This is a genomic window from Caldisericum sp., assembly GCF_049967455.1.
Classification (GTDB): Bacteria; Caldisericota; Caldisericia; order Caldisericales; family Caldisericaceae; genus Caldisericum; species Caldisericum exile_A.
In genome coordinates this window covers 1-4,305 of the sequence record NZ_JBMFSR010000063.1, presented here as the reverse complement: position 1 = coordinate 4,305, position 4,305 = coordinate 1, and the positions used below count along the sequence as shown (strand labels likewise).

Here is a 4,305-nt window from a genome sequence, read left to right as displayed (position 1 = left end):
AGTTTGACAAGTTCATAATCGTACTTAGAAGCAAGCTCAGCTAGTTTTAACGGGATATTTTTCTCAAGGATATCTCCCAGAATATCGAACTCTACACGGTGCTTGGCTCCGGAAACAATTGTTTTGACTTCTGTTTCTCTAAGGTTGAATTCGTGGTTTAGTTCTTCTACGATGCTTTCTCCAATAAGCACTTCGCCTTCAGCCATCTTCCCAAAGTCTACTTTGACCGGCACGCCTTCCCATTTATCAAGGATAACTTCTCCCACAATCCCAATTACAATAGCAGTTGGAATGATCAACAGAGTTCTTATGATAGTGAATTTCCATCCCAAAAATTGGGCTTCAAGTGGTATCAAAGGAGCTTTTCCACTCCATGCTGTCAGAAATGCCAAAATTGCGCCATTGGACGCCCCTTTTTCCTTTAGGGATTTAGTAAGCGGAAGCATAGTGAAAAGGGAACCTCCAAGAAGTATTGGCACTGTTGATGCAAATGCAAACCTCTTCCAGCCAGCAGTTTTACCCAAATATTTGGACATCTGATCGGGAGTAACCCAAGCCTGGATCAAACCGATGAAAAAGAACACTGAGACTATAATCCAGAATGCGTTGGCGAAAGCTTTATATGCAATCTTTGCAACTTGTGTGCTTTTTGAAACCGAAAACACCGCAACAATTCCCCAAATAACCAGGCCAAGCGCTATATACATAAATGCATCTTTAATCAATTTCTTCATAAGCGATTTTATCCTCCCTTCTACATCATAAATTTCCAGGTTAAAGCAATGAGAAATATCAAAACGAATGTCAGAATATTTCTCACAACAGTGAACTTTTTACCCATGAAGGTAATTTCAGCTGGAAGCGTCGCAATGCCAATAAGGACTGCAGTAGATGCGAATGCGTATATAACTCCATACGTTGCGCCTTTTGAAATAAGCGAGCCAGAGAAAGGAAACACAGCAGCTGGCTCAATTAGTGCGACAGCTCCCACTATTTCGCCAATGAGTATTCCCCATATTCCGCTCTCTGTACCAAGTAGTTTAGCTACCAACTCCTTTGTAACAAATATTTGTATGACACCCATTAGGATGAAGATAAAAAACAACACAGGCAAGACATTCAAAGCTATCTTTCCAGTAGTCATCAAAGCTTTTTTAGTTTTATTCTTATCCTTGAAGTAAGAAAGTAACATTAGCGCTGCAGCAGCGGCAAGATAGATATAGCCAATATAACTATTCATATTATCCTCCTAGACTATTTTCTAAAGTAATTATCTGTCCTTAGATAATTTAAGCCTGCATTAACCCTTAGACCGCAGGTTTAGGAACACAGCAAAGTCCTGAAAGGACGTCTGCAACTTCCTCAAGCATTTCGCCAGGGATTCCAATAAGCATTTCCTCATTAGTGAACTGTGAACGCATTCTTGCCTGTTCCTGAGGTATTGTTGCTTCAGGCTTACCATACTTGAATGGCAATACTGTTGCATAAGCGCAGAAAGAAGTTAAAATCTGGAACCTCAGAGGAATTTCAAGACCATTTTTGTAATTAGTCGCATTGAGTATCACCAGTGATTGGTGAGGGTTGGCTGAAACAAGCACTACATCGGGGTCAAAAGTTGCTTCTTCAAGGGGAGTAAGTAAAATTGCTGCAGTTTTTCCCACTGGAATTTTTGGAGCCTGGTCGATAAGTCTTTTGCCGGCACGCGGTGTTTCCACCATGTGGGATTTTGCATACATCTCACCGTTAACAACCGCTTCCGGAGGTTCTTTTACTCCCAACATGTAAGCTCCTCTATCACAGCCGTGGTCCTCGGCAAGTAAAAGCAAAGTCTTCCCTTCGCTCATTACTTTTCCGACTGCACCACAATAGTAAATCTTGCTCTCCGGTCTCGGTAAACCTTCTGGGACCTTGTTTAAATCGTCAAAAAACTTTACTGCTACTAAATGTTTTGTGAGCCCAATTGGCTCTGAAATTGCCTTTGCAATTTCTGCATAACTTTTGTTATTCATTCTTTCACCTCCAAGTGAAAAATTAGAAATTAGTTACTTACTTTAAACCAAATGAATCAACAAATATCCTGTCTTTTGGAAAACCTTTTATTATGAGGACATTTATTACTTCTTTTATGGTTTTACTTGGGCCAGCTAAGTACGCATCCATATTTACTAAGTCGAAGTCTTCAAAATAAGAGTTCGCGAGAGCATTATAAACAGTTCCCTGGTGGAAGACAACTCCAACAGGCGGAGCAAAATCAGAAGAAACCACTCTTGCAGTAAGAACACAATGGAAATTTGTATCAATACTTAACCATTCTTTAATTGGCTTAAGCAGACAGAAATCATCTGTGTCTGTTACTCCCCAATAAAGAGTAATATTCCTCTGAGGGTCAGCTTCAAGGATTTGCTCTATGATTGATTTAATCGGCGCAAAACCAGCTCCCCTTGCAATGAACAAAAGTGATTTATCCTCCGCAGATTGATATCGGAAAGCCCCAAAAGGTCCTTTCAGATTTAATACATCTCCCTCTTTCATTTCACTAAACATCCATCCCGTGAAGCGGCCGCCATCCTCCAACCTTACGTAGAGCTGAACATAACTCTCTTCTTTATCAGGAATATTACATACTGAGTACGATCTGCATAACCAATTTTTATCTGGACTGCAAACATTGGCATATTGTCCAGGAACAAACTCTTTTAATTTATCGTTGGCGCTTTCTGGCTTTAAATAAACTAACAAATTTTTGGGCCCAGCTTGTATTTTCTTGTCAACAATAAATTTGTGCTTATTTTGATGCTCTTCCGCTGGATTAAAAAGCTCTGCTTTTCTTCCGATAAGGTCATCTTCTATAGCATGGTGCACCGTCGCTTGAGCAATTAGGCTGTCCACCGTCTCAAGCGAAGGAAATGATATGGCATTAGCAGGGCAAATATTGGCACAAGTAGTGCAACCGACGAGGCAGTTCAAAGGGTCATAGACAACAGATTTATTTTTCTCAAAATCAAACCTGTAGACAAGGCGGCTACACCCTGTGACACATGTTCCGCATCCAATACAAACGTTCTCATCTACGGTTGGGTTCCAGTGTATTTTATCTCTTGGCAATCCATGCCAGGGTTTCAAGTATTTTGGGTCGGGCATATGAGATCTCCTCTACTATTTCTTTGCATGTTCATCCCTTATTCTTTTCAATAACAATAACTTTATTTTCCTTAAGAAGTTTGTCTAATTCATCAATCACATTAGCAATGTCCTCGTATTCCCTTGATACAACCCTGAATTTTATTAGAGAAGGCGATTTTTCGTTGAATTTAAATTTTAAAAGAGGGGTTTCAATTGTTACATTCACAACATCGAAGTTCAGTTTTTGTGATAATTCCTCAATTTTTTGTGGAATATTGTTTTCCACTACATCTCCAGCAACTGTGTAATCTGCAAAATGAGTTGCTTGAGAAAGAAGTTCATTTGCATTTTCTCGTGCTTTCTCAAAAGCCAGTTTTGCTCCTTTTTTTGTTTTTTCTGTGCCCACTACCCTTAAAATTGCGTATTCTCTCTGCAATTTTTGAATCATATCCTTATCTGGGAAGGAAATTGCACCAACTGGACAGACAGTTGCACAAGTTGAGCATCCTACAAGACAGTCATATGGATTTGTAACTTTTGCTTTTTTGTCTACGATCTCATAAACATTTCTTCCACAGGTAACAAAACAAAGTCCGCAACCTATACACTTTTTTTCATCAACCGTTGGATACCACGGGATTGATTCTCTTGGCACACCGTGCCAGGGTTTCAAATTTTTGGGGTCAGACATCTGACACCTCCTTCTTGATTTTTTCTAAAATATCACAAACTATTGCTTTAACATCACTTTCTTTGTAATTAAACGTTGTAAATGGGCCTTCTTTTTTAAGGCCAAAATCATACTCAAGGTTTACATAAATTGACGGTTTGATTCCAACATTACTTAATATCTTTTTTGCACATTCATTATGGCAACCATCAATAAGTACAAGTGCTGGAATTGACTTAACAAGGTTTGTTTGCCTTACGACTTTTGTCGCTATCGCAGGAAGTGAGCAAATACCGGCGACATCTCCAAGAGCGTTGATAAGCTCAACAGACACAAGACTTGCAAGCCTTCCCGTATTTGAAGCATTGCTTGCACATGCTACTATCCCAATTTTAACTTTGTTATCGTTTTCTTCCATAGTTTTTCACTATTCCTTGAAAAATGCACCAACAAAGAAACCTGATACGATTGCAAACACAAAGATTAATCCGTTAAAAAGCAATACAAACTTC

At 39.3% G+C, this 4,305-nt stretch carries 6 protein-coding genes; all 6 read right to left on the bottom strand.

From position 1 onward, the window contains the following. Nucleotides 1–734, bottom strand: a 734-nt coding sequence (locus ACP5SP_RS07445; RefSeq protein ID WP_428076397.1) for a permease, incomplete at its 3' end; no start/stop codon positions are given. A 20-nt stretch (nucleotides 735–754) separates the two neighbouring features. Further along, nucleotides 755–1,240, bottom strand: a complete 486-nt coding sequence (locus ACP5SP_RS07440) for a permease (RefSeq protein ID WP_428076395.1) — start codon at nucleotides 1,238–1,240, stop codon at nucleotides 755–757. 67 nt (nucleotides 1,241–1,307) lie between these two features. Beyond that, the gene (locus ACP5SP_RS07435; protein WP_428076393.1) at nucleotides 1,308–2,009 is read right to left on the bottom strand and encodes a DUF169 domain-containing protein; all 702 of its coding nucleotides are present in this window, start codon (nucleotides 2,007–2,009) and stop codon (nucleotides 1,308–1,310) included. Nucleotides 2,010–2,046: 37 nt separating this feature from the next. After that, the gene (locus ACP5SP_RS07430) at nucleotides 2,047–3,141 is read right to left on the bottom strand and encodes an FAD-binding oxidoreductase (RefSeq protein ID WP_428076392.1); all 1,095 of its coding nucleotides are present in this window, start codon (nucleotides 3,139–3,141) and stop codon (nucleotides 2,047–2,049) included. Nucleotides 3,142–3,172: 31 nt separating this feature from the next. After that, a complete protein-coding gene (locus ACP5SP_RS07425; protein ID WP_428076391.1) occupies nucleotides 3,173–3,814 on the bottom strand; it encodes a 4Fe-4S dicluster domain-containing protein in 642 nt (213 codons plus the stop codon). Then, nucleotides 3,807–4,211, bottom strand: coding sequence for a putative zinc-binding protein (locus ACP5SP_RS07420; protein WP_428076390.1), 405 nt, complete (start codon nucleotides 4,209–4,211; stop codon nucleotides 3,807–3,809). The genes ACP5SP_RS07425 and ACP5SP_RS07420 overlap by 8 nt, the downstream gene beginning before the upstream one ends. Nucleotides 4,212–4,305 lie beyond the last annotated feature (94 nt).